At 42.3% G+C, this 23934-nt stretch carries 17 protein-coding genes; 10 read left to right on the plus strand and 7 right to left on the minus strand.

What is annotated here, in order from left to right; genetic code table 11:
* Nucleotides 1-70: 70 nt before the first annotated feature.
* Entirely contained in the window at nt 71-535 is a 465-nt protein-coding gene (asnC, locus tag BCU34_RS22510; protein ID WP_008218581.1) for a transcriptional regulator AsnC, read from the plus strand.
* 67 nt (nt 536-602) lie between these two features.
* Here the strand turns inward: asnC and prlC are convergent, their stop codons facing one another.
* A complete protein-coding gene (prlC, locus tag BCU34_RS22515) occupies nt 603-2645 on the minus strand; it encodes an oligopeptidase A (RefSeq protein ID WP_102479128.1) in 2043 nt (680 codons plus the stop codon).
* Nucleotides 2646-2925: 280 nt separating this feature from the next.
* On the opposite strand from prlC, the gene BCU34_RS22520 reads away from it, so the two are divergent.
* From BCU34_RS22520 to BCU34_RS22545, 6 genes are all read left to right on the plus strand, one after another.
* Nucleotides 2926-3765 carry a 23S rRNA (adenine(2030)-N(6))-methyltransferase RlmJ gene (locus BCU34_RS22520; protein ID WP_102479127.1) on the plus strand — a complete coding sequence of 280 codons (840 nt, stop codon included), beginning with the start codon at nt 2926-2928 and terminating at the stop codon, nt 3763-3765.
* Between the two features lie 187 nt (nt 3766-3952).
* Nucleotides 3953-5311 carry a glutathione-disulfide reductase gene (gene gorA / locus BCU34_RS22525; protein ID WP_102479126.1) on the plus strand — a complete coding sequence of 453 codons (1359 nt, stop codon included), beginning with the start codon at nt 3953-3955 and terminating at the stop codon, nt 5309-5311.
* A gap of 97 nt (nt 5312-5408) precedes the next feature.
* Nucleotides 5409-6734, plus strand: a complete 1326-nt coding sequence (locus tag BCU34_RS22530; RefSeq protein WP_102479125.1) for a tyrosine-type recombinase/integrase — start codon at nt 5409-5411, stop codon at nt 6732-6734.
* Entirely contained in the window at nt 6727-8472 is a 1746-nt protein-coding gene (locus BCU34_RS22535) for a hypothetical protein (RefSeq protein ID WP_102479124.1), read from the plus strand. The genes BCU34_RS22530 and BCU34_RS22535 overlap by 8 nt, the downstream gene beginning before the upstream one ends.
* Nucleotides 8472-10520, plus strand: a complete 2049-nt coding sequence (locus tag BCU34_RS22540) for a hypothetical protein (protein ID WP_102479123.1) — start codon at nt 8472-8474, stop codon at nt 10518-10520. The genes BCU34_RS22535 and BCU34_RS22540 overlap by 1 nt, the downstream gene beginning before the upstream one ends.
* The gene (locus BCU34_RS22545) at nt 10520-10978 is read left to right on the plus strand and encodes a hypothetical protein (protein WP_102479122.1); all 459 of its coding nucleotides are present in this window, start codon (nt 10520-10522) and stop codon (nt 10976-10978) included. The genes BCU34_RS22540 and BCU34_RS22545 overlap by 1 nt, the downstream gene beginning before the upstream one ends.
* A 75-nt stretch (nt 10979-11053) precedes the next feature.
* On the opposite strand, the gene ltrA is transcribed toward BCU34_RS22545, so the two are convergent.
* From ltrA to BCU34_RS22565, 4 genes are all read right to left on the minus strand, one after another.
* Nucleotides 11054-12346 carry a group II intron reverse transcriptase/maturase gene (ltrA, locus tag BCU34_RS22550; protein WP_170961338.1) on the minus strand — a complete coding sequence of 431 codons (1293 nt, stop codon included), beginning with the start codon at nt 12344-12346 and terminating at the stop codon, nt 11054-11056.
* A gap of 623 nt (nt 12347-12969) precedes the next feature.
* On the minus strand, nt 12970-13518 hold the full coding sequence (locus tag BCU34_RS22555; RefSeq protein ID WP_102479625.1) for a GNAT family N-acetyltransferase: 549 nt from the start codon (nt 13516-13518) through the stop codon (nt 12970-12972).
* Nucleotides 13502-13804, minus strand: coding sequence for a DUF1778 domain-containing protein (locus BCU34_RS22560; RefSeq protein WP_102479626.1), 303 nt, complete (start codon nt 13802-13804; stop codon nt 13502-13504). Before BCU34_RS22560 ends, BCU34_RS22555 begins: the two co-directional genes overlap by 17 nt.
* Nucleotides 13805-14323: 519 nt before the next feature.
* Nucleotides 14324-14704 carry a hypothetical protein gene (locus BCU34_RS22565; RefSeq protein ID WP_102479627.1) on the minus strand — a complete coding sequence of 127 codons (381 nt, stop codon included), beginning with the start codon at nt 14702-14704 and terminating at the stop codon, nt 14324-14326.
* A 1577-nt stretch (nt 14705-16281) separates the two neighbouring features.
* Here BCU34_RS22565 and BCU34_RS22570 point away from each other — a divergent pair.
* The gene (locus tag BCU34_RS22570) at nt 16282-16758 is read left to right on the plus strand and encodes a hypothetical protein (RefSeq protein WP_240698070.1); all 477 of its coding nucleotides are present in this window, start codon (nt 16282-16284) and stop codon (nt 16756-16758) included.
* Between the two features lie 432 nt (nt 16759-17190).
* Here the strand turns inward: BCU34_RS22570 and BCU34_RS22575 are convergent, their stop codons facing one another.
* Complete coding sequence (locus BCU34_RS22575; protein WP_102479628.1) at nt 17191-20511, minus strand: P-loop NTPase fold protein; 3321 nt, start codon at nt 20509-20511, stop codon at nt 17191-17193.
* A gap of 467 nt (nt 20512-20978) precedes the next feature.
* Here BCU34_RS22575 and BCU34_RS22580 point away from each other — a divergent pair, with 467 nt between their 5' ends.
* Both BCU34_RS22580 and BCU34_RS22585 read left to right on the plus strand, forming a co-directional pair.
* Nucleotides 20979-22115 (plus strand): ISAs1 family transposase, encoded by a 1137-nt coding sequence (locus tag BCU34_RS22580; protein ID WP_108145208.1) that lies wholly within the window; start codon nt 20979-20981, stop codon nt 22113-22115.
* A gap of 96 nt (nt 22116-22211) precedes the next feature.
* Nucleotides 22212-22475 carry a DUF6482 family protein gene (locus BCU34_RS22585; protein WP_333918956.1) on the plus strand — a complete coding sequence of 88 codons (264 nt, stop codon included), beginning with the start codon at nt 22212-22214 and terminating at the stop codon, nt 22473-22475.
* A gap of 76 nt (nt 22476-22551) precedes the next feature.
* Here BCU34_RS22585 and BCU34_RS22590 read toward each other — a convergent pair whose 3' ends face one another.
* Nucleotides 22552-23793, minus strand: coding sequence for an NADH:ubiquinone reductase (Na(+)-transporting) subunit B (locus tag BCU34_RS22590; RefSeq protein WP_102432226.1), 1242 nt, complete (start codon nt 23791-23793; stop codon nt 22552-22554).
* Between the last annotated feature and the right edge of the window lie 141 nt (nt 23794-23934).

A 23934-nucleotide genomic window follows, 5' to 3' on the forward strand; every position in this document is an offset into this window, starting at 1 on the left:
TAATATTATCACCCTTGGCTATGATGTGTACTCAGGCCGGTATGTTTTTCATTCAATCTAAGGATTATGCATGTCCACAACCACAGCTCGTCTCGATGATCTAGACCGTGCCATCCTCAAAACCTTGATGGAAGATGCACGTACTCCTTATGCTGAAATGGCAAAGCAGTTCGATGTCAGCCCTGCGACGATTCACGTTCGTATCGAAAAGATGAGATCGGCCGACATTATTGAGCGTACCGAGGTTGTGGTAAACACGAAAAAGCTAGGTTACGACGTGTGTTGCTTTATTGGTATCAACCTCAATGCTGCCAAAGATTACCACTCAGCGATCGCCAAGCTGAATGCCTTAGATGAAGTGGTTGAGGCGTACTACACCACTGGTGCTTACAATATCTTTGTAAAGCTGATGTGTAAGTCGATTGAAGAGCTGCAGTTTGTATTGATAGATAAGCTGCAAGCAATCGATGAAGTTCAGTCGACAGAGACACTGATTTCATTACAGAACCCTATCAACCGCAACGTTAACCCATAATCGTTGATAAATAGATACAAAAAGAGCCTCACAAGGAGGCTCTTTTTACATTCTTATCAGCACAATATTAAGCGCTGATACCCGCATGGCGCAGCATCGCATCAATTTGTGGCTCACGACCACGGAAGCGTTTAAACAGCTCCATAGGCTCTTCACTGCCACCCATTTCAAGGATGTTATTCAGGAAGCGATTGCCCGTTTCAGTGTTGAAGATACCCTCTTCTTCAAATGCCGAAAACGCATCAGCTGAAAGCACTTCTGCCCATAGGTAGCTGTAGTAACCTGCGCTGTAACCACCAGCGAAGATATGACCAAAGCTGTGTGAGAAACGGTTCCAATCAAGGCTTGGCAGTACCGACACCTTAGATTTCACATCCGCTAGCGTTTCTAGTACGCGAGCACCCACTTCTGGGTCGTATTCTGTGTGCAGTGTAAAGTCAAACAGGCCAAGCTCTAACTGACGCAGAATAAACATCGCAGATTGGAAGTTCTTCGCTGCTAGCATCTTCTCTAGCATCTCTTTTGGTAATGCTTCACCGGTTTCGAAGTGACCAGAGATAAACGACAGCGCTTCTTCTTCCCAACACCAGTTTTCTAGGAACTGACTCGGTAACTCAACCGCATCCCAAGGCACACCATTGATACCCGCAACTGCACCCGCTTCTACTTGCGTTAGCATGTGGTGGATACCGTGGCCAAACTCGTGGAACAGAGTCACTACTTCATCATGAGTAAATAGCGCAGGCTTATCACCAACTGGCTTGTTGAAGTTACACGTTAGGTAAGCGACAGGTGTTTGTAGCTCGCCAGATTCAGTAATACGACGACCACGACAGTCATCCATCCAAGCACCGCCACGTTTGTGCTCACGTGCGTATAGGTCTAGGTAGAAGCTACCGCGCAGTGCTCCTGTCGCATCAAAGATATCAAAGAAGCGCACTGACTCATGCCATGTGTCGACGCCTTCACGCTCTGTTACCGACATACCAAACACACGATTCAGTACCTCAAACAGGCCTGAAACCACATTAGATTCTGGGAAGTAAGGACGAAGTTCTTCATCAGAGATCTCGAACAGGTTCTGCTTCTGCTTTTCGCTGTAGTAAGCGATGTCCCAAAGATTTAGTTCAGAAACTCCAAACTCTTTTTCAGCAAACTGACGCAGTTCTTCAACTTCGCGTTCACCTTGCGGTTTTGCTTTTACTGCTAGGTCGTTTAGGAAACCAAGTACTTGGTCTGGCGTTTCAGCCATTTTGGTCGACAGTGATTTTTCGCTGTAAGTGCTGAAACCTAGCATACGAGCGATCTCGTGACGCAGTTTAAGCTGCTCTGTGATGATCTCAGTGTTGTCCCATTTGCCTGCATTTGGACCGCGATCTGAAGCACGAGTTACGTAAGCTTCGTACAACTCTTTACGTAACGCTTGGTTATCACAGTAAGTCATCACAGGTAGGTATGATGGGATATCTAGAGTCATTAGGTAACCTTCTTGCTCTTTAGATTCGGCCGCCGCTTGAGCTGCCGCCAGTGCCGATTCAGGCATACCCGCCAGTTCAGCTACGTCTGTGATCTGTTTGCTCCAACCCATGGTTGCATCAAGCACGTTGTTTGAGAATTGAGAGCCTAGCTCAGACTGACGCTTGCTGATCTCACCGTAACGGTGCTGTTCGTCAGCTGGCAGGCCAATGCCTGACAGCTCGAAGTCACGAAGTGCATCGGTAATGGTTTTTTGTTGAGCTCGGTTCAGTGCAGAGAATGCTTCGCTCGCCTTGATCGCTTTGTACGCTTCAAACAAGCCTTTGTGTTGGCCAACCCAAGTGCCGTACTCAGACAGTACTGGTAGGCAGCTCTCATACGCTTCACGCAGTTCGTCGCTGTTCACAACAGAGTTCATGTGGCTTACTGGTGACCAAATACGGCCTAAACGATCATCCACTTCTTCAATCGGAGCAACGAGGTTGTCCCAGCTTGGCGAAGTATTACCTTCAAGTACTTGTTCTATCTTGTTGCGACACGCTTCAATCACTTGCTCAACCGCTGGCTTAACGTGCTCAGGTTTGATTTGTGAAAACGGAGGTAAGTCCGTGAAGGTTAATAGCGGATTAGACATATAAACATTCCTTTGGCTTTAGAGACTTTCGTCTTTTTTATAATGAGGTCGTCTTACAGTCATCAGGCTCAGGTTCGCCCTAACAAAATCACCTGCGAATAGTTATTAAATAGTGCCCAATAAGGCAAATTTCAATAGTAGAACCAATAACTAACCACATATTGCGAACGACTGCTCCTGAATTGTTCGAGAATTTATGGTCCATTGAGGGTTATAATGGTCTGATTAACCCCACCTACACTAACCACACTCTAAATCGAGAGTGTTACGAGAGTTTAATTTGTTAAGTTATCGCCACAGCTTCCACGCAGGTAACCATGCCGACGTAGTAAAGCATATCGTACAGAGCCTTATTCTTAATTCTTTGAAACAGAAGGATAAGCCTTTTGTTTATCATGACACTCACTCTGGTGTAGGTCGTTACGACTTAACGCATGAATGGTCTGAAAAAACCGGTGAATACAAGCAAGGTATTGCACGCGTTTGGGAACAACAGAACCTTCCTGAAGACATTCAAAGCTACCTTGAGTCTATCTCAACACTAAACAACGGCGACAAACTGCGCTACTACCCAGGTTCACCACGTGTTGCACGTGCCCATCTGCGCGACCAAGACCGCATGGTACTGACCGAGCTTCACCCAGCCGATCACCCGCTGCTTGAGCAAGAGTTCCATCGCGATCGTCAGGTATCTATCTACAAAGAAGATGGTTTTCAACGCTTAAAAGGCAGCCTGCCACCAAAAGAGCGTCGTGGTTTGGTACTTATCGACCCGCCTTATGAGCTAGCAAGAGAGTACCGCGATGTGGTGACAGCGATTGCTCAAAGCCATAAGCGCTGGGCAACCGGTATCTACGCAATTTGGTACCCGGTAGTAAACCGTTGTGACATCGAAGATATGATCGAAGGCCTTGAAGGCTTAGGCATCAATAAGATTTTACAAATCGAACTTGGCGTATCACCAGACACCAACGAGCGCGGCATGACAGCCTCAGGCATGATTGTTATCAACCCGCCTTGGAAGCTAGAAAGCCAAATGAACGAGATTCTTCCATTCTTGAAGGAAGCAATTGCACCGGCAACCGGTCACTTCAAAGTAGAGTGGATCGTACCCGAGTAATCTCGAATCCACATCATAGACTGAAGAATCTTCGACAGACTGTGATGTGGACGAATAAATTTTAAACAGGGAGATTGAGTTCAACCGATCTGCCCTCAATATAATAATTAGACAATTTAAGAATCTATAGGACGTAGGTATCCAGTGCTCTCACTGTGACTACAACCTTCAATAAATGGAGAAAGTAATGGCGACTCATTTTGATTACATCTGTATCGGTGGCGGTTCAGGCGGCATCGCATCAGCAAACCGCGCTGCTATGCACGGTGCAAAAGTTGCACTTATCGAAGCTCAAGACCTTGGTGGTACTTGTGTAAACGTTGGTTGTGTTCCTAAAAAGGTAATGTGGCACGGCGCTCAAGTCGCTGAAGCTATCAACCTATACTCAGAAGACTACGGCTTCGACGTTGATGTAAAAGGCTTCAACTGGGGCAAACTGGTTGAAAACCGCCAAGCGTACATTGGTCGTATCCACCAATCTTACGACCGCGTACTAGGCAACAACAAAGTAAACGTAATCAAAGGCTTTGCTAAGTTCGTTGATGAGAAGACTGTTGAAGTTAACGGTGAACACTACACAGCAGATCACATCCTGATCGCGGTAGGTGGTCGTCCAACGATTCCAAACATCCCAGGTGCAGAATACGGCATCGATTCAAATGGCTTCTTCGACCTGATGGAGCAACCAAAACGCGTTGCTGTTATCGGTGCAGGCTACATCGCAGTTGAGATCGCTGGCGTTCTAAGCGCACTTGGCACAGAAACACACCTATTCTGCCGTAAAGAATCTCCACTACGTAGCTTCGATCCAATGATCATCGAAACGCTAGTAGAAGTAATGGAAGCTGAAGGTCCAACACTTCACACGCACTCAGTGCCTAAAGAAGTTGTGAAAGAATCGGATGGCACACTGACTCTACACCTAGAAAATGGCAACACTCAAAACGTTGACCACCTAATCTGGGCTATCGGCCGTCACCCAGCGACTGATGCTATCAACCTTGCATCAACTGGCGTTGAGACAAACGACCGTGGCTACATCAAGGTAGACGAATTCCAAGCGACTAACGTTCCTGGCATCTACTGTGTTGGTGACATCATGGAAGGCGGTATCGAGCTAACACCTGTAGCAGTTAAAGCAGGTCGTCAGCTTTCTGAGCGTCTATTCAACGGTCAAACTAACGCGAAAATGGACTACAACCTAGTCCCTACTGTTGTATTCAGCCACCCACCTATCGGCACTATTGGTCTAACGACTCAAGAAGCAGAAGAGCAATACGGCAAAGACAACATCAAGGTTTACACATCTGGCTTCACTGCGATGTACACAGCAGTCACCAAGCACCGTCAACCTTGTAAGATGAAGCTAGTATGTGCTGGCGAAGAAGAGACTGTAGTTGGCCTGCACGGCATCGGTTTCACTGTTGATGAAATGATTCAAGGCTTCGGCGTTGCAATGAAGATGGGCGCAACCAAAGCAGACTTCGACTCTGTTGTGGCGATTCACCCAACGGGCAGCGAAGAATTCGTTACCATGACAGGTTAGTGTAGGAAAAGTATCTTACACACATAGGTAAATCTGGAAAATAACCAATCACTGACTATGCTCAATGCATAGCCAGTGATCTTTTCTAGGTATATTTATGTCGTCACTCATACATTCAAGCGATATTTTCAAAGAAACAAAGTTACGCACATCAAGCAATGGGCTCCTCCACTGCTCTCCCCTCAAAAACAATATTGGTTCCTTGCCTACTCTATTTACAAAAGAAGGCATATTTAACCATGAAGCTAATAGCTACCTTTTCTATCTAAAAACGGTAAAAACAGCACGAGACCTATCACCTTGCGCTCAAGCTCTACACGCTTATTATCAATTCCTTGAAGACAATGATTTGGCATGGGATCAATTTCCACCAGTCAAGAGGCTCAAGCCCACTTACCTTTTTCGATCTCACTTATTAAAAAAAATTAAGAATGGTGAATTGGCACATAGCACTGCCAGTGTTCGTATGAACCAAATCGTCAATTACTATAAGTGGCTAATGCATGATGGTTACTTACGCGTAAAGGATGAAAAGGAAGCACCGTTTAAGATGGAGTTTGTATCCGTCCAAAGTACTGGAATGCTGGCTCACATATCACCAACGTTCACCGTTGAAACAAGCGACTTGCGAATAAAAATACCGAAGGACGCCAGCAGTAATAACATTCGACCTTTATCTCCACTCACTCGTGAATCACTAAATATCCTGACACAGCACCTACCTAGCGCATCAGAAGAATTACGCTTTCAAGTGTTGATATCTATTGATACGGGAATGCGAATTCAAGAGGTGGCTACGCTCTCTCTGAGTGCCCTTGATACAGCAATACCCTTGGCTGAAAGTGAGCATCGTTACGAAATAGTTCTATCGCCACAATCAACAGGTGTGCAAACGAAATACCTAAAGCAAAGGCGTATTGAAATATCATCAGAGTTATTAACCGCTCTTAATGAATACCGGACTTCTGAACGTAGAATTAAACGAGTAAACAAACTCAATCGTAAGCTAGAGTCCTTATCTGATAACTCATTAACCCTAAAACACGATGTCATAGAAAGGCTTGAACTGTGTCTGCGCCATGAGCCTCTTTTTGTGAGTGAGCAAGGCAACCCTGTTACCGCTAAGTCTATTGAAGCTAGATGGACAGAATTAAGAACTGCAATCAAAGACATTAACCCTTCATTCGTTCATCGCTTTCATGATCTACGTTCAACGTATGCAACGTACCGATTAAGTGACTTACTTGAAGTTGGACTGCTTGCTTCAGAATGTATAGGACTACTCATGGGTTGGATGGGGCACAGAAACGACTACACCACTTGGAAGTATGTACATTACCTTCAACGCAAAGAAGCATTTAAAGTGAAGTTTGGAATATTAGACACCATCATGCATGAAGCACTTGGAGGTGTTAATGAGTAAACTGACTTACCTAAGTAATTGGAACCCAGAACTATGCATTCAATTGGAAACAGAATGCAACCAAATTGCGGACTTCAACCGCCTACTTGTCATTGGGGGGGCAACAACTAGTAAGTTGCAACAAAGTGGTAGTTTTGAAATAGCCAATCGTGAAACATGTGTTCGTAAATTAAAACATCAGTTCGATGAAGCAATCAAAGAGGGTGAAAGTCACTTAACACTCTATGCTTTATTTTCATTTGTGTCACACTTTCTTCAGTGGTGTGACAAGAATGATGTTGAAGCTTTCTCCAAAGTTTCTATCGAAGGTTACATGACATATCAGAAGAATCGCGTTATGTGTCATGAAATAAAGCGTAGCACTTACTCGCAGATTAGCTCAAAGTTAAATATTTTAGCGACAAGATACCTTGATTTGCCAAGAGATTATTTTAACAACATTGCAATTATGGGGAGAGCAGATACAGAGCCATTTCAAGCTTATACTCGTAGTGATTTGAACCAACTACTTCCGTTTTTAAGACGTATTTTCAACCAAACTTATCAGCAATTTGTTAATCAACCTGAAAAGCATATAAAAGTAGGAAATAGTACTCGAACCATGTCTTTTACTTGGCAAGGGAAGAGTTATCAATTATGTGGTGGTGTATCAAAAATGATGTGCGCAGGCACATTTCTTTTAGCGTATTACACCTATACCAATACAGGGGATTTATTTAAGTTAAAGCAACCTAAAAATGTCTCAACATCTCTAGATGAAGTTTGGTACACCATGCCCGCTTTTAAGCGTCGCGCGTTTAAAACTATTCAAGTAGAAATGGGGGGACATGACATATTAGAAGTACCAAAATATGCGATGAGCTTCTTTGATAAACTTCTACACGCTTCAAAAATTCTTAACGATGATGAAGGTGCCCTACTACTTAAAACGGTGGTGAAAAATAAAACACAACCGATAAAAAGTACAACCCTCAATTCTTTTTTAAAAGACTGGGTTGAAAAATATTTCACCTTCACAGATCAAACAGGGAGAAGGTTGCGACCTGTAGTTAGCCGATTCAGAGAAACAGGGGCTCAACTAACCGCTTATCATCAAGGCGAGTTCGTTAATGACATGATGATAAATAACACCCAAAAGATTCGCAAACGTCATTACAGTAAGGGCAACAAACATACTAATAATGGAATGTTGCAAGACGCCCTATCCATCAGGCAGGAACAAATACAAAGCCAAACCGATGCCAAGCATGCCCAAGCGAACTTAGGAATCGATGTATTGGTAGTTGAAGAAGAATATAAGACCTCTATCCCTAATTTAAGTCGTACACCGAGTGGGAGTGTCTGCGCCACGCCATTTGGAAAGAAGTCAGAGAAATATACGAGAAAAGCACAAAGTCGAGGTCTACTCAAAAAAGGAGAGAAGTTGGCATGTGCAGATTTGTTAGGTTGTTTTGGTTGCCCTGACCAAGTTATTGTCCAAGCAGTGAATGACATCTGGTGCCTATTATCCTTTAAAGCATGTATTGAAGAATCACTTTACCTTCACCTAGACGCCCACCATTATCGGAAAAATTTCGAATCAGTTGTGACATTTATTGAGACAAAGATACTTCCTCACCTGAAAACAAACATATTGAAACAAGCAGAATCCAAATTGAATGATGGTTATCACCCTTTGTGGAATGATAGCGAATCAATTCTTGAGCTTATTCCACAACCATTAAGCAGGGAGGCATAATGGATACTTCTAAACTCTACATTTTAGACTTCCCCAAAGAGCATGAGATTGAGGATATAGATGTTGTCGATCTTTACCATAGTGGTAAGTTGGAAGAGCTCTACCGAGTGATTGTTTGTAAGGACTCTTACGGGAATGTGACTGCGACCTTTGGAGATAATCGCTGGGATTGCATACCTTTTTCAAGAAATAAACAGAAAAACAGCTTGGACTTTAATCATTGGAACAACCACCCAAAGCTACAACTGGAAATGAAACTCCTCGCTTTTGGGTGGCTATTTAATAAAAACCCACGAGGACGAAAAGCTCTGAGTTTCACAGGATGCCACTCTCGCTTAACGGATCTGAAAATAGCTTGTCAGTTTTTGAGAAATAACCAGTTAGAGTCACTAGGAGCACTTTCCGACCCTGTAAACTGGTCGAATTTTGAAGATTATTTGAAATCAAAAAACTACTCACAAAGCACTGTTAGAAAAGCATTTATTGCCATCAATGCAAGCATCTGGCTAGAACCTTGGCATCAACTCAATTTAGGACTAATGCTAGTTCAATCCTCTATTCGAACCAAGGCAATAAGCGATAGAGATGGGCAGCAAACGCTTGTCATCCCAGAGAAATTATGTGATTCCATTTATGGTAAAGCGATAGATTTAGTAAATGCTGCTTTGCCACATAAGCAAATAATTGCCGATGTAGAAGCTGATCTTCAAAGCAATTATTTAAAAGGGAAGGCAAAAGTTGAGCGAAAAATACAACAAGGTCGCACTTTCGCTTTTATGGACGAAAGAGATGAAATTAAGCACCAAAAATTAGCTTTAACAATTACAGACAATCAACCTCAAAATCCGAAAGACATAATTGCCCCATTGAGGGAAAAAGTTAAAGGGGTTCCGCTGAGAAATGGTAGTGAATTTCAGCGTTATCTAGGGCAACTTATTACATCGTGCTACGTCATTTGCGGCGGTTTTAGTGGCATGCGCGATTCAGAGTTAGATAAGCTCACCCCCAATAGCTATTACATGGATGTATTTGAAGGTCGTACATTTCACATGTTGCAGTCTCACACTTTCAAATTAGGGGAAAAGCGAGAGACATGGGTTACAGCCTCTTCATCTAAACAGGCGATTGAATTGATGTCAGAGCTGACGAAACATTGGCGTAAGAATACTAAATATCCCGATGACGCATATACTAACTCTCTCTGGGTAAATCACGGTGCTCGCTCACAACGCCCTAAGCTCATTACCGATTGGAATCATCGGTTAAAACGTTTCTGCAAACAGTTTAACTTTATTGTCACCAATGAAGACTACCAAGAGTGCATTAGATCAAATCCTAATTCGATTGCAAGAGTGAATAAAGAAGTCAAGGTAGGTCAACCTTGGCCTATGACTACACACCAATTTAGACGCACATTGGCATTTTACTGCATACAGAAGAGACTCAGTACTGTGGTGGCATTAAAGCAGCAGTTTAAGCACCTTTATCTAACAATGACTGAGTGGTATACAAATGGAGGCCGAGTAGCCAGTTTATTGAATTTAACGACAGATAAAAATATTCAGCAAACACTAGATAATATTAACGCCGGAATGATTGCCAATAAGATATTTCAGCAATGGCACTCAGACGAAAAACTATCAGGTTCACATGGAAAAGCTATTTTAAAGATGCGAGGTGATACACCACACATCTATAGCTCTTGGGACATAATTTATAAAGCCGTCAAAGATGGAAAGTTGACCCTCCATGGCACAGCCCATAGCTATTGTAAATCAGGCTACGATTGTGATATGGACGGAGTGGTTACCCCTCAATTCTGCGTAGATTGCAGCTCTGGCAGTAGTATCATTGATGAGCAACAAGCAAAGTGGTGGCAAAAAAAACACCGTAGTTTAGTTGCTTACATGGCATTAGGTAATGATATTTCCGTCAGCGAACGTAGCCACTACATCACTCAAATACGAGCGGCAGAGAATGTAATGTCTGATTTTGATATGGAGTTTTCGCCTTTTGAAGCGGAGCTAAGAATCACGGGGAACTTGTAATGGGGAAAAGTGAAAGCACTCTAACCACCTTAGAAACGGCATTACAGCGAATAATTCAAGGTAAGCCCAATCGAATACCTACCTCTCGTAAACTCAGTGTCAGGGCTGTGGAGGAGGAGGCTAATCTCGGGAATGGCAGTGGTTACTACTACCCTGAGTTTGTTGAAAAGGTAAAGCAATGTAAGGCAGACATAGCAGAAGACAAGGGTGACTATGTACAACCAGAGATTCAGAGCGTGCGCATTAAGCTCAACGAACAAAAACGTATCAAGCAAAACTTCAAAGAAAAGTTTGAATCTGAAAAGGAAAAACTGGCTTTATTCGCAGCAGCTCAACACCACCTCAATGACAAGCTAGTTCAGGCATTAGCTCGCATTAGTGAGTTAGAATATGAAAACACAGAACTAAAAGAGCAACTTATGGAGCTTAAGCGCAGTAAGGTTATAGCCATCAAATAGTAAAAAAATATACCCATCCGCGCTCTCTAGCGTGTTATTAATCGAGTAGGAGGAGGCCTCACGGCCTCCGTCCTCTCACACCACCGTACAAGCGTGGGTCGCATACGGCGGTTCCGAATATATTTTCAGTGACTCATACCCATCTCGCAATGAGTACAGGCCCAACTCCTCGAACCATTTTATTGGCATGGCGTGATTTATCTGCGGCGTTAAGGCCAAGTGCCACCACCCTTTATCTGACATCGCTACCTTCCACGCATTGCGCTCCGTTACACCTTGTTGTTGTAACCATGTCGCTATGCCGTATCTGCGTTTGCGTTGTTTTAAGCGGTAACATCGCAGCCGTCGCCGTATCCATTCGTCTAAGCGCTGCAAGCTGCTTTTCCCTATGGCGAGTTTGAAGTAGTGTTGCCAACCTCTTAGGTATTGAGTTAATTCCGCTATGACTGCTTGCAACTCTCGCCCTCGGTTTCGCTTCGTTATCTGCCGCACTCGCTTCTTCATTTGAGTTTGTGCTGCCTTCGATAGATGGATTGTTCCATCTATCCCGAAGCGGTGGCTTAAGTAAGTCCGCTCTGTCACTCTTGTCGCACCACTTTTCTCTCGATTTACCGTGAGCTTCAGCTTTTGCTCCAAGAACTCCGTTATCGACTCTTTAACTCGATAAGCGGCTTCTTCACTATGAACGTAGATTTGGCAGTCGTCTGCATATCGACAGAACTTATGCCCTCTGCGCTCTAACTCTTTATCCAGTTCATCTAATACGATATTGGATAGCAACGGGGATAATGGTCCACCCTGTGGTGTCCCTCTTTGTCTCTGTTCAACCATCCCGTTTCGCATTATGCCTGCCTGTAGATATAACCTGATGAGCTTCAACACTCGTTTATCACTGATGTCCTGTGACAGTCTGTACATCAGTCTATCGTGATTCACTGTGTCGAAGTATTTCGCTAGGTCGATATCTACAACATAACCTCGACCTTCTCGGATGTAATGACTGGCTGCCGTTAATGCATGGTGCGCACTGCGGTTTGGTCTAAATCCGTAACTGCTATTGGAGAACTTGGGGTCATAGATATCTGACAGTACTGAGGTCATTGCCTGTTGGACAACTCTATCAAGCACGGTTGGGATACCTAGTTGCCTTACGCCACCACTAGGTTTAGGGATTTCTACACCAAGTACCGGTTGAGGTTGGTAGCTTCCTTCCAGAAGACTCTGGCGAAGCGCTTGCCCATTTGAAGCCTGTCGAAGTGTTGAGATAGTCGCATCTATGTCGAGTTTGTCGACACCTGCACATCCTTTGTTCTTCTTCACTCTTCGTAGAGCTTGATTCAAGTTGGTTGAAGAGCAGATTTGCTCCATCAACGACGTTGAGATCACCAAGACTCGTCCTCCTGTTTACGCCAATCATGCTTGTCATTCTTCATCACCATGAGCTTTACTTGCTGTATCGCCCATTGGGACGTAGAGATGGTTTTCATCTTGCTATGACCCCACATGACTGAGTGTCTAGTGACTGCTTCTTGATATATTCAGTTCGGGCCTTCCCTTAAGTTGTACTTCCTTAAGGTACTATGCCTTCTGCTGACTTCTTATTGCTCGTCATACCGCATCGCTGCTGTATTAGTCTCTATCGAGACAAGTAATAAGATCTCCCGAGGTAAGACGTTGCTCTTTCCCTTGGCCGTGCCTGATTTATCACTACACACTTCCCGTCGAGGCATCGGGCTATTCTATCTATTGCTAGGTTGCCCAAGTTGTAATGACCTACTATCAGATTTCTGTTCGTCACAACCAAGTTTTGCCATTTGCTTCCTTCAGATTTCACCTCACGGTGAACACCCTTGCATAGGCTAACGGTTCTCGCTCGACTGAGCCCGTAGAGGACTTTCACCTCCTAGATCAACGCCATGCTCGGCGCACAACAAAAAGGACTCCCTAAAAAGGAGTCCAAGAGAAATAACGAACACTCGATATTCTATGTATTAGTTTGGAATTTTGTCTAAGTGGAGGAACATGTGTACGTTCCCAGTATCTTCGTGCGGCTCAGTTAAGGCTTCAAAGCCTAGCTTTGAATAAAAATCTACCGCATCGGAATCAGCTTCTAGATACATACCTACGCAGTTGATTTCTAAAGCAACACGCTTGGTATTCTCTAGGGCAAGACGCATAAGGCGTTTACCTAGACCCTTTCCTTGATGTTTTTTATCAACCCCTAGCATGACTAGGCGTACTACAGGAATAAGTGGAGTCTTCCCAACATCAGAATTGCTGTTAGCAAAGTTAGAGCGACATAAAGAGTGGGCTGTAATTGTGAAATATCCAGCCAGTTTTTCTTCATCATCGTTGTCCAGTAGCACTGTTACTCCAGAGCCAGGTGACTTCGCTTGAGCTCTTAGATTCTTCTGGGCGTAAGAATCAATCAATTTGTGACCACTATTAAACTTTTTAGAACCATTCAGGTTCTTTGTACCCTTGTAAGGGTGAGCTGTAATAGTGTTTGTTGCATTTTCAGGGTTACATTGGCTTACCATATTTTAGTTTCTCCTCAGCAAATAAAGCTGTCATCTCAGGAGTAACTACTTGCTGTGGTCTTTCTAGGATTTCAGACAATCGTTCAAATGCATTAGATTCTAGAACAGTATGAGAGTGGAACTCTTTTACTTCTTTAATCTTTTCCGCAGCAGCCGATAGTATAAATGCCGTCAAATTAACCCCAGATAAAGCAGCCGCTTCTTCGAGTTGAGCTTTGAAATATTGGTTTGTCTTTAAATCTAATCTTGCGGGTTTTTCAACCCTTTCATTACATAATGTTGTCATATGCCTATCTCTATAAATTAATGGGTAATATGTTCTCCTTATCTATTGCAACTCTACGCATATAAAGCTCCTAATGTTAATTATTGCCATGTACATATCCTCTTTTTCTGTTTTTGTTTTTGCTACTTTTAAACTACGATCGTTTAATTATTCGCATTTATTATTTACGTACTATTTACGTACCATCTCAATGTACTGCTACTCCCTCCCCATGTCAACCCTATACGTAATATTTACGTACCAGAAGTTTTCTACCATTTCCGATATGCACTTATAGCTACAACAGACTTCAATCTACACCTGAGAAATACAGATAGTTTGTCGTACGGGGACTTGTATAGCATGATGAGAAACGAGCGGAGGCACAAAGAAACTAGGTAGAACCTACCTTTGCAAATAGTACTAGGTGAATTAAATCAAGAGTAAGAGGCAAAGAGTGAAATCTACTCAATTGTTAAGCAGAATTTTAGATATGACAAAAGCACTACTCTATGTAGTGCTTAAATCTAAAGTTACTTTTTAGTTCAGTAGTGGATCGTTAGAAGACATCTGTACAGGAATTTTCACAATAGGTGCTTCAACTAAGCACCAGTAATGAAAGTCCTCATTCGGTGCTACACCAATTGGGTCTAACCGAATAACCATGTACCCCTTATTCATTAACTTCTTATTGATCGCGCCAACTAGGTCGGGGACGTTACTACAATCGACTATATGTCGCAGTGCATTGGTCTGTGAGAGAGGGTTATCAGAAATTGCTTTGAGCAACTGAGCTGTTTTAGATAGCTCTCCGAGCTTACGTGCTCTCCAAAGAGAACTGTAGTTAGAGAATTGCTTATCTGTTAGCTTAACGATTGTGTGTCCTACTCGATTCAGACTAGGTTGGTTTACAAATGCCATAGGGAAATACCCTCCAAAAGTTGGCCTATATTTACACGAGTCGAGTGAGAGAATTCGACCCCAAATTATATCCCTGCTTAGTAGGCAGGGTGTTCAAATTAGATATAAAACCGAATTATCTATTGAACATTATTAATTATAACATGTGCTTATATACAGCTGCAACACCAAATAGAAGAAACGAAAAAAGCCCGCCACTTTTGGTTGGCAGGCTACATTGTTTTCAGTCGTTTTGATTGTGTAATATCAAACAGACCTTGTTTTACATCATCAGGGGTCTCACTCCCTTCAGATAGCCTTTTGGGTTACTAAGCCAAAGGCCAAATTTGTGTACCTTATTGGAACTAATTCCAACAACCACTGTTATAACAATGTTGGTACAGCACTAATCTAAATCCAATTTACGTTTAGGTCAAATGCTTAAAAACGAGGACGCGAATTATACGTTTGCTATTAAATGTGTCAACCAATGATGCTCAAAATCCATCAATATGGCAGCTGAAAGCTCTCTCATTTAAAAGTTTTGTCAAACATGAATGTATGCTCATTTTTGACGAAAAACCACGTAGAGGCTCATAGAGGGCACATATAGAGCATCCCTAGTTAGCCAAATAAATTTTAACGAGGAAAGTAAAAACAAGATCTATATCACACTTATTTGCAACCTATCAAGTGTAAGCGATCTCTATACATATTTGCATCAAAGTTCAAATGAGATGACTAGGAGAGTCACCCTCGTACTCTCCTATTCGGTCTGTAAGAGCTTCATCTACAAGTTACAAATCTTCAGCAATGTGAACCTTAAGCAAAGAGTGCATATATGCGAAAGTGGTAATTTCCCGATACAAAATCAATACAGCAAAGCTGATAGCTAGCCTTGTACAACTATCAAAAAGCCAATTGGAGCGCCTCTTAATACGCTCTAGCAACTTATTCATTTATTTGTACACTTACTAACCGCCATAGCTAAACGTTTGACTCAACATGCTTCCTCAATTTTATATGAACTCAAACTCGACCAAATCATAAGATGATATTAACCTCACCTCATCAACCTTCTTATTCAAAGGTTCAATAACCCACCTGATTGACAGGTAAACTTATCTAAATCTGACTTTCGATACAGATGAACTTTTAGTTCAATTGTTAGACCACAAGTTAAAAAATAGCACACATTAAGCTTAAACAATTGATTATTAACATTAAAAAAAATTAAACAACGAGAGCTAGATGATATTGTTGGGGTAGAAAGTTCTTTACTTTCGGGGGTACTGGATCTTACTTTCGGGAAGTACTGGATCTTACTTTCGGAGCTGACTAACTACTCATCCACGCCAAATAACAAAGAAAGTAGAATTTAGAGACTGAGACAGGCTCGAGAGTCACACTTAAAAATAAGCTCTATCTCTAGGTCAGATTCTCAGCAGTAGTTAAATTTCAGGAACCACCTGTACTGGTTGAGTCATAGCAATGCTAGGTAAACGCCACAAATGCGGATCTCAGTATAGCTGATGGTACATTGGCTGCTCATGATTTATTCTATTAAAGTAACCAATACAACCTAGCCAGAGTTTAGATTGAATAAGAACAAAAAAAGCACCCTTCATGAACATCAAATAACTCCTGAAACTTTTGTGCATAATGCATGGGATATGGACTTTAGAATCTCTACCGCTGATTCGTCAATAATCCACCCAGATTTCATTAAAGTTGCCACCCTAATTGCCGAAAAGAAAGATATCAGTGTTCACTATTTGGACTTTTCTGAATACAGCAATGCTGCGACTGCATTATCCGCAAAAGAAAATTTAGGTTTTCTTGAAGCTATCGAAAATGGAAGCAAAAAATCGTTGTTATGGTTTGTAAACTGCGATTCACTTGCTCCTTTAAATATTGATGTGACCTATTCTCTACGTACCGTATTGACGACACGGCAAGGGAACAATACACAGTCAGTATTCATCGCAAATAAAGCGTCACTACTAAAGATGTTCGCGAATCCCAAAGCACCTTTTTACCAAAGCCATTTTAGACTAACGGGATATAGTAGTTAACATTATCAAAAATTTGTCCACGCACACTTCTCCCGTAACTTAACAGTCAATCCGAGGTGCGCAGTAATCAAGGGCATTTGAGTCATGGTTCTTCACGAGTAGGTAATGTACGGAGAAGCCAATCCAATTTTTCATCATTGCGTACAGTGCAGAAGCAGTCGATGCCATCGTTCAAAGGCTAACCCTCCGATAGAGTCATTAACACATGGAAAGACAAGCTGTATGCGGGAAGAAGCACTTCAGGGTTACGAAGTGCCAATTATGGAAGGTTCTGGAAAAATGAGTTTCGCACAATCAAAGATTAGCTCTTTATGAGAAAACTGAAATATGAATAACTCTAAAGGGTAGGCCTCGCTTAAAAAAAAGCGAAATACATGCCAATCTATCGATATAAGATTCACTTAAGCAAGGCACCTACTTCTGGCTCTTTTACTAAGCCGCGCTATCAGCCTTATCATTGTCTTTAAGTTCATTAACTCTATTAGCAACAGCTGCTGTTAGCTTACCTTTCTTGATATCAGGATGATCATTCAAAACATCATAAAGTGCGTTCAGGCCATCTAGCGACCATTGGGTTATATTCCAACCAGCCCCATCAACAGGCTGTTCCAATAGCCAATCCCTTTCATCTTTGTGACCATTATTAATCGAGTCATCGAGTAACGCTGTTACCTCAATTTCTAGCGCACTATCGTTGATAGTCGGCATGTTGATTAGCGAACCAAAGTATCTGATTATTCGATATCGTTTTTCGAGAGCCGTATCACTCTTAAAGAAAGTAGACGTCAGGCTTATTCGCATTCCGTTTCTCTGATTTCCATCTATAAGGTGAGTCAGTATTTGTACCAACTCTACACTGTAATTGTGGTGCCCTTCGGGAAAAACTTTGAGGGCTTGTTGAAGCGTTTTTTGACACTCCAAAATACAGCTATTACTGTGAAGGTAATGAGCTACTTTGTTGAATACCGGATGATTCTCTTTGGCTCTTTCCACCCAATCTTCTTTCGTAACATTGGGATTATCAAAATACTTACTAAGTACAGATAAGAATGGGGATGACTTACACTGGATAATATCTTCTACAACCGTTTGATCCCATTTCAAAGGATCCTTAGCGCGGGTATGCCAACCTTCCATCCATTTCAAAATTTCTTTTGGTGTTAAATTCTCAGTATTTTCTTTCAAAAAAACATAATCACCAGTTAGTAGAGAACCAACATTCATTCTATTGATGCGATGATTATCAATAAGTTCCTCTAGATGAGGTAGTAGATAGCTGCCTACAGTAGTATCTTTACACCAAGTTATAATTTTGTCGAACCTACAAAAGCTTAGGTAATCCGTTAAGTGTTGAGAAAAATCAGGTTGATCTTTTAATTTTTCTGACAGCCATACAGCAGCCTGCTTATGGTAATTTTGACCATTCGGTCGCCTAACTGTTACATTTTCTGTCGGATTTAGCTCGTTGACTAAAGACGCTGCACACATAGCAGTATAAGCGTTTAATGTAGCCTCATTTAAAGAGCCAGAACCTTTATGGCTTTCAAGTCCACTAACTAATTGCTGGTAACAAGTCTTATTTTGAGGTTCATTCCACTGATTGGTAAAAGGAAGCGTGGTTATCAGTACGTCCTCTTCAGTCGAATTTATGTTGATATCAGCTAAAAAGTCTTCAGAACCCAATTCCTCAAGATCACCAATACGCTTTTTCTCCAATAGCACCGAGAAGATAGCATCTTCACTCTCCAGTAGCTTCTGACGCTTAGATGCAGCAATAACAAGGTCACCTGTAGCCAACGATTGTATAAGTTTAAGTACATTCCATTCTTTAATTTGCTCTTTAATAGGGAAGAGCGCATTAACAACAAAGGAACTAGTTGGTTTATTGACAAAATATGGAGATATGCCTGTAACCAGATAGAATGCAAAGCATTGTTTAATTGCCTTTTCGAGGTCATCCCACTGATATTCAGCGTCATTTATGTCCGAAGGAGACTCTAAAGAGTCCATGACCCTCCATATTTTCCTAATGGATTTTGTAATTTGCTTTTGACGTTCATTGATTATTTTACGATCTATACTGACGCCATTACTTTGAAGGCTTCGATAACTCTCGATCAAATCCTCATCAAAATCATAATCTTCAATTACAGAGTGTTTGATCTCATGATTGATGTCATTGAGGTATTTTTTAACAATCTCAGTACCATTGTCTACCTGAATTAAAGAGTCTGTTATTTTGACTAAATCACTTGCATTTTTAACCGCTAGTTGCTGTCTAAATAGCACATCAAACCCAAGTAATGAGCTAAGCTCTACCAACATCTCTGCGTCATAAGTTTTTAGCGCTGTCCGAATCGGCTCAGCTATCAACTCACTTTGTGCAATCGTAAATGATGTCTGAAAGTGGAGTGCTGCTACTTGCTTAGTCCACTCCCCCTTCTCTCCACCGAACTTAAGAAGTAGCTTATGAGTGGCTTTAAGTTTTCGCTCAATATCAGATGGGTTCTCATCGTTATACTTACCACTTTTTGGATCACTTAGAAGCCTATTAACCGTAATTTTGTTGTCCCTTACTGCCATAAGATAAGCAGCACATGAAACACCACTTAATTGCTCGTTAGGCTCAGGGCAACTATCTATCTTAGCTCCAATACGATTCACGATACTTTTTAGATAGCGAGGAGTAATTTTTTGTGCCCATACTTCGATTAGATCTTTAACACCTTCTTGTCCTTTTATGTCTGGAAGGGTTTCGTTCCAATACACCTCAAACTGGCGTCGCCACCCTGTAGTAACAATGGGAGGAGCTGAGAATGGAACAGGAATACGTTTACTTATAAACTCTTTGCCAGATTGACTCTCATCGACAGCGCTTTTCTCAAGGGCTTTGGCTAAATGTTCTTCTGAATATGGAAGCAAAATACGAAATCGCTCGCTACCAAGAGAGGTCAATATCTCTATATCACTCCAAAGCTCTCGAGCAGTGTCAGGTGATACACGGTCAATATTGTCGACCACTAACAACAAAGTTTTTCCTTTCGGTATGAGGTTGGAAAACGTCCCGAAAGCCTCTTTAAGTTCAATTGCTCCAACTTCTCGGTTCACATCGACAGTTTCACTGATTGTGTCGGTGCTATTTCGCTTCACTAGGTCACCTAAACGAGTTTTACATCCAAAAACTCTTAAAGCTATATAGACTAATAGAGGCGAAGTGAATAAAGCGATAGACAACCACCCACTTAACATGTCTAAGCTAGGAACACCCTTAGCAAGCTCTGCCAAAAACTTGAGTGAGGACTTTATTTGTAAAGCAGACACACCCAAGGAAAAAGCAAATATGATGGCCGAGAGAGATATATGGCTGGTAGTGTTTTTCGTGTATTCAAGACGTTTTCCGAGTGCTATCTCGACAGCGCTTCCAAGCTTGGCTAGCTGATATTTGTCTTTTTTTCCGATTAAAGCCTCAAGCTCAGTTTCGATACTCTGTATTAACGCTGGTTTGAGCGTATTATGATATTGGTCAGCATCAAACGTTACTACGTGGAAACCTCTATCTTCAATCTGCTGCTGCAAAATACTGATTACAGTACTTTTGCCAGAACCCAAGTTACCTTCTATGCCGATGATGTGCTGGCTACTATCAGATATCAGTACGCTGGCAATCGCTTTGGCAACTTGCTTGTGCCCCTGCCCATTAAATAAGTCAGTATCAACAGGCTTTTCATTCTGATATTTTCTAGTTGTAATCATCGACAATTAATTTCCTTACTAAAACCAAATCAAACGCATTCAGTAGCGTATCATATGTGAAATTGGATTCTGTGACTTGTAGAGTTTCTATCAGATTAAAATTGGAATTATATCTAGACTTCACGCTGCCACTTGCAATGGTGAGGGCAAAAATGATTTTAGGACAGGTAAAAATAGAATTGTTACCTATAGTGAAATTTCTGGAAAGTGATATAGTGAATCTAATATTTTTAGGAAAAATTGATTCAAAAGTCGGTTTTTCTGGAAAAGGCACCAATACCTTTTCCTTTTTGCCTTTCCAGATTTATTTCAGAAGCCACCTGTGTTGGTACAGTGTAACTATGCGTTAATCAACACCTTTAGTTGATACTTTTAAAAAGCAGTTAAGGCAAGATCATTATAAATTTGAACTTTTCCTAATTTAAGGGATCAGATCTGGTAACTATTATCCATTTAGAGCCTTTTCCATGTCTGATTCGTTTCTAGAGCATTTCGAAAACATCGCTGACCCTCGCATTGAACGATGTAAAAAACACCAACTCTTAGATATTCTTTTACTTGCTATTAGTGCGGTGATTTCTGGCGCGGAGGGCTGGGAGGACATCGAAGATTTCGGCCATAATCGTTTAGATTGGCTTCGTAAATACCGTCCATTCCTCAATGGCATCCCTCGTCACGATACAATTACAAAAGTTATCACCAAACTCAGAGCAGATGAGATTGAGCAAGCGTTTCAGTCGTGGATGAAGACGCTAGTTCAAACGACAGGCACTGATATCATTGCCGTAGATGGCAAAACAGCACGCCACTCTTTCGATACTCGCGGAAGAAAAAATCCGCTTCATTCGGTGAGTGCGTGGAGTTGCTCCAACCAACTTGTTTTAGGTCAGGCCGCCGTTGACGATAAAAGCAATGAAATAACCGCTATTCCTAAATTGTTAACCTTACTTGATATAGAGAACTGCATCATCACACTCGATGCGATGGGTTGTCAGCGCAAGATTGCCAAACAAATAGTTCAAAGCAAAGCGGACTATGTCTTGGCCCTAAAAGGGAATCACTCAACGATGCAGGCAGAGCTAGAAGCTTGGTGGCATAAGGCGTGTCGAGAGCAATTCACCGAGAAGAACGATGCTCAACACACGGATGTAGACGCAGGACATGGTCGAATCGAGACGCGACACTGTGAGCACCTTGTGGTTGATAAAGAATGGCTGACTAAACAATATCAGTGGGAGGGACTTAGAAGCATTATTAAAATCACTTCTGAGGTCGAGCACTCCATAACAGGCAAGGTTAGCAAAGAGACTCGTTGGTATATCAGTTCACTGGAATTAGATGCAGAACAAGCACTTAAAGCTGTCCGTGGTCATTGGCAAGTAGAGAGTATGCACTGGATGTTAGACATGACCTTCAGAGAAGATGAATGCCGAGTTAGAAAAGGAAATGGCGCGTTGGCTTTTAATGCGTTAAGGAAAATAGCCCTCAACTTGTTTAAGTTTGATACAACCCAAAAGATGAGTATGGCTCGAAAGAAAAAGAATGCAGCACTGAATGATGAATACCGCTCAGTGCTTTTAGAGTCTGCGGTTAAAATGCGCTAGCCTTAAAAAAGCAGTCCTTGGGACTGCTTTTTTTATGCCCGCTTTGAACCTTGGTTCTCGATTCGACGTAACACCAATATCCACCTAACTAGAAAAATGGAGTTTGTGATGAATCTACTAATTGAATCATTTGAAGGCGGGATTTACTTGGCTTACCAAATCGTTGGTGAGCAAAAGCAGTTAATTAAAGACGACCACCAGCACCCAATGAAATTTTTGAGTGTCAATCAAGCACGTGACCACTTTAGTGATCAAGGTGTGGCGTCGGCAACTCTAATTCATAACAGTGCTTATGACGAAATGTGTGGTGAACACTGTGGTAGCACACAACCGTTCGAGATTGATTTGAAGTGGAGTTAAATCAACTTCAAATCAGTCGTGATAAAAATAGAAAGGCTTGCACTAATGCAAGCCTTTTTCTTTTGGGTCATATTTATTATCGTGCAGTGCGTTTTTGTCTGCGTTTAATGTTTTGCTCTTTCACGACAAAGTCGAACAGCGGAGCAAACAGGTTAGCAAACAAGATAGCGAGCATAATGCCCTCTGGATAAGCAGGATTGAGCACTCGGATACCGACCGTCATTACACCAATCAAGATCCCGTAAGCCCACTTACTCTGATTAGTGAACGCCGCGGAAACCGGATCCGTTGCCATAAAGAAGGTACCAAATGCAACACCACCCAACACGAAGTGCCAGTAGAACGGCATCGAGAACATCGAGTTAGTCTCTGAGCCAATCCAGTTCATTAAGCTCGACGTCACCACCAGACCAACAATCACACCTGCTACAATGCGCCAAGAAGCAATCTTCATCACAATCAGAATCACACCCGTTAGCATGATCAGCAATGAAGACACTTCGCCCATCGAACCTGGAATATTACCGATGAAGGCATCCATCCAAGTGATCGCCTCACCTGTCATGTTGTTGATGAGTGACGAACTACCGCCTTCATACCATTGGCTCAGCGGTGTCGCGCCTGAATAGCCGTCAGCGGCAACCCATACTAAGCCACCCGACATGTTGGCAGGATAAGCGAAGTAGAGAAAAGCCCGACCTGCGAGCGCAGGGTTAAGGAAATTTCGTCCAGTCCCTCCGAACAGCTCTTTGGCAACAACGATACCAAAGGTGATACCTAATGCGGCTTGCCATAGCGGAATGGTTGGCGGGAGGATTAGTGCAAACAGCACCGAGCTAACAAAGAAACCCTCGTTAACTTCATGTTTTCGAACAACAGCAAACAACACCTCCCAAAAGCCACCAACCACAAATACCGTGGCATAAACGGGTAAGAAATAGAGAGCACCGAGAAACATCTGGCTTCCCCATCCACTGGAGACTATAGCGTCAGCACTACCAAACGCCCACGATAAGCGCCAACTGCTGTCAATGATAGAGGCTAGCTCGGCGCCAGAATAGGTAGCAGTCAAACCCATCACGGCTTGCTGACCTACGTTGTACATACCCCAGAACATTGCGGGAAAAGTTGCTAGCCACACCAGAATCATGATGCGTTTGAGGTCTATGCTGTCTCGAACATGGGTTATGCCGCGGTTTACGTTGCCGGGCGTGTAAAAGATGGTCGCAAAAGCCTCATACACTGGGTAAAGCTTTTCGTACTTACCACCCGCTTCGAAGCGCGGAGCCACGTCTTCTAATCGTTTTTTCAAACTCATAATCTCAATCACCTTATTGCTTGAGTTATGGTTTTCTACGCATCAACGGCTCTATTTGAACAACTTTTAACGATATTTAATCAAATTCGTTTTGAAGAAATAAACATCAACAACTTAGACCAACATTGAAAAAGAAAGATT

The sequence above is a fragment of the Vibrio sp. 10N.286.45.E10 genome (genome assembly GCF_002874195.2).
GTDB lineage: Bacteria > Pseudomonadota > Gammaproteobacteria > Enterobacterales > Vibrionaceae > Vibrio > Vibrio crassostreae.

Bases quoted from the DNA above. Each gene is read 5' to 3' on its own strand.
- asnC (WP_008218581.1), top strand. From the start codon at position 71: ATGTCCACAACCACAGCTCGTCTCGATGATCTAGACCGTGCCATCCTC.
- prlC (WP_102479128.1), bottom strand. From the start codon at position 2,645: ATGTCTAATCCGCTATTAACCTTCACGGACTTACCTCCGTTTTCACAA.
- gorA (WP_102479126.1), top strand. From the start codon at position 3,953: ATGGCGACTCATTTTGATTACATCTGTATCGGTGGCGGTTCAGGCGGC.
- BCU34_RS22530 (WP_102479125.1), top strand. From the start codon at position 5,409: ATGTCGTCACTCATACATTCAAGCGATATTTTCAAAGAAACAAAGTTA.
- BCU34_RS22535 (WP_102479124.1), top strand. From the start codon at position 6,727: ATGAGTAAACTGACTTACCTAAGTAATTGGAACCCAGAACTATGCATT.
- BCU34_RS22540 (WP_102479123.1), top strand. From the start codon at position 8,472: ATGGATACTTCTAAACTCTACATTTTAGACTTCCCCAAAGAGCATGAG.
- BCU34_RS22545 (WP_102479122.1), top strand. From the start codon at position 10,520: ATGGGGAAAAGTGAAAGCACTCTAACCACCTTAGAAACGGCATTACAG.
- ltrA (WP_170961338.1), bottom strand. From the start codon at position 12,346: ATGGAGCAAATCTGCTCTTCAACCAACTTGAATCAAGCTCTACGAAGA.
- BCU34_RS22555 (WP_102479625.1), bottom strand. From the start codon at position 13,518: ATGGTAAGCCAATGTAACCCTGAAAATGCAACAAACACTATTACAGCT.
- BCU34_RS22560 (WP_102479626.1), bottom strand. From the start codon at position 13,804: ATGACAACATTATGTAATGAAAGGGTTGAAAAACCCGCAAGATTAGAT.
- BCU34_RS22565 (WP_102479627.1), bottom strand. From the start codon at position 14,704: ATGGCATTTGTAAACCAACCTAGTCTGAATCGAGTAGGACACACAATC.
- BCU34_RS22575 (WP_102479628.1), bottom strand. From the start codon at position 20,511: ATGATTACAACTAGAAAATATCAGAATGAAAAGCCTGTTGATACTGAC.
- BCU34_RS22580 (WP_108145208.1), top strand. From the start codon at position 20,979: ATGTCTGATTCGTTTCTAGAGCATTTCGAAAACATCGCTGACCCTCGC.
- BCU34_RS22585 (WP_333918956.1), top strand. From the start codon at position 22,212: ATGGAGTTTGTGATGAATCTACTAATTGAATCATTTGAAGGCGGGATT.
- BCU34_RS22590 (WP_102432226.1), bottom strand. From the start codon at position 23,793: ATGAGTTTGAAAAAACGATTAGAAGACGTGGCTCCGCGCTTCGAAGCG.